Genomic DNA, 2,503 nt, shown 5'->3' on the forward strand with positions numbered 1-2,503 from the left:
ACAGTTTATGAACATACTGCATGTCGAAACCTACCCCATTATCTCGTATGCAGACGATCGTTTCGTCTTCGGTGCGAGTGCTGATGATTTGAATCATTGCCTGACTGCGGGGGCGACTGTATTTCACCGCATTTTCTAGCAAATTTCGCAGCACTAGCCGCATCATGGTGGGGTCAGCCTGAACCACAGGGAGCGGGTCTATTTGCCAGTCGATGGTTCTGCCCACCAAGTCTTGCTGCATGTCTCGCCGCACTTCCTGAAGCAGTTGGTTGAGGTCGAGCGTGGTCAGGCGCATTTCGGTTCGACCCATGCGCGAAAACGACAGCAGATCATCCACCAATCGCCCGGCTTCTTTTGTCGTGTCAGCGATCGTTCTCAGGTAACGCTGACTGGTTTCATCGAGCGCCGTGGACTTGCCCGCTCGTTTTTGCAGCAAATCGACAAAGCCATTAATGTGCCGCAGGGGGGCGCGTAGATCGTGGGACACCGAGTAGGAAAAGGCTTCCAGTTCTTTATTCGTAGCTTGGAGCTGCTCAGTGCGCTGCTTGACGCGATATTCCAGTTCCTCGTTCATCTGGCGGATCTGGTCTTCTGCCTGCTTACGATCGTTGATATCAATACAGGAGCCAATATAGCCCAAAAATTCTCCGTCTGGCGTAAAGCGCGGCACGCCATGATCCAGCACCCAGCGATATTCGCCATCGAACCGCCGCAAACGGTACTCCATTTTGAATTCCTGACGGGCATCAAACGAATTCGTGTAGATCGCCAGGCAATATTGAAAATCATCGGGATGCACTCCTTCTGCCCAGCCATTGCCCAATTCCTGCTCTGTCGTACGTCCCGTGAAGTCGAGCCAGGGCTTGTTGAAGTAGTTGCAGAGCTTATCAACCCCCGACATCCAGACCAATACTGGGGCAGTATCCGCTAGGTGACGGAAGCGGGCCTCACTCTCTCGCAACGCCTGCTGCTGAGTCTGCAAATTTTCTGCCAAAATTTCTGCCTGCTGCCGCGCCAGCACTTGGTCAGTCACTTCAAACGCAAACGTCATAATGCCTTCAATCCTGCCATCAATGCCTCGCATCGGCTGATAGACAAAGTTGAAAAATCCTTCCTCTAAAGTGCCGTTGCCCTGGCGATCGAATTGAGCTGCCACTTCTTTGCCGATAAAAGGCTCTCCGCTTGCCAGAACGCGATCGAGCAGCTCAAAAAAGCCCTGTCCTTCCAAATCAGGAAACGCTTCGCGCACCGAATGACCCACTACCTCTCGTCCACCCGCAAGTTGGAGATAGAGAGGATTCGCAAATTCAAAAATGTGATCGGCTCCGCGATTAATACAAATATGGGCAGGAGCTTGCATTAACAGGGAATGCAGGTAACTCTGCTGAAGTTCGGCTTCGGCTCTAGACTGCTGTTCCCGTGCCAGGAGCTGTGCCCGTTCTGCTTCTTTTTGCTTGCGCTCGGTAATATCACGCGATACACCCACTAGCTCAGCGACGTTCCCCTGAGTGTCAAAAATCGGAGTTTTGATGGTGTGGAAGTAGTGAAGTTCTCCGTCTGCTCCTCGGTTTGGCTCTTCCAAAACTTCGACAGGCTCGCCAGTCGTAAACACTTTCAGGTCATCTTGCAAATACTGCTGAGTGAAATCCAGTTCGTTGAAGGGCACATCTGTAATGCCACGCAGTTCCTCAACAGTTAAGCCGTAGTAGTCACAGGCTGCCTTGTTGGCATAAATCACCTTTGAACCGGGAGCTTTGCAAAACACCATGTCCTGTACAGAATTCAGGATCTGAGCATAACGGTGTTCGTTTTCGCGGAGTGCCTGTTCAGCCCGGTTTTGTTCCGTAACGTCGATCGACATTCCCGCCATCAGGCGTTGTCCGGCAGAATTTCGCAGCGGAAATTTGAACGATAGATAATAGTGTTCTCCGTCGTTCTGGGGAGCAATTTCGATCGCTTGCAGGGTTTTCCCCTCTGTCAACACTTGTAGGTCGTTATTGCGCAATTGCTGGGCCACTTCGGCAGGAAACAAGTCAAAATCGGTTTTACCCAGCCATTCGTCGAACGATCGCTCAAAGCTTCGCTCCAAGAGTGGATTGACATAAACATATCGCCCTGCCTCATCTTTGATGTAAGCCGTTGCAGGACTGTGCTGCATAAAGTTCTGAAACAGTTCCTGGCTTTCCCGTAACGCCGCTTCTACCCGTTTGCGCTCCGTGATGTCGCGAGAAACCGCTACGACTCCCTCAATGGTCTGCTGCGAAGTCCGCAAAGGGGTGAAAATATATTCGTAATACCGGGGACCATCGGGGGCAGCAAAGCTGGTTTCGCCTTTGAGGGGTTGTCCAGTTTGCATGACATGCTCTCGCTGGGCATCGACTGGCTCCATGAGTGCGGTGGGTAGACCCAACTCGCGCCAGGTTTGACCCAAAATTTGCTCAGGCTGAAAGCCCAGAACCTCTGCTCCTCCCTGGCTGACCTGAGTATAGCGACCCAGACGATC

At 52.1% G+C, this 2,503-nt stretch carries 1 protein-coding gene; it reads right to left on the reverse strand.

Features of this window, described 5'->3' with window-relative positions; all coding sequences use genetic code 11:
- On the reverse strand, positions 1–2,503 hold a 2,503-nt coding region (locus tag H6F80_RS05340), incomplete at both ends, for a PAS domain-containing protein (protein WP_190790565.1).

The sequence above is a fragment of the Leptolyngbya sp. FACHB-711 genome (assembly GCF_014695615.1).
Taxonomy (GTDB): domain Bacteria; phylum Cyanobacteriota; class Cyanobacteriia; order Elainellales; family Elainellaceae; genus Leptolyngbya_A.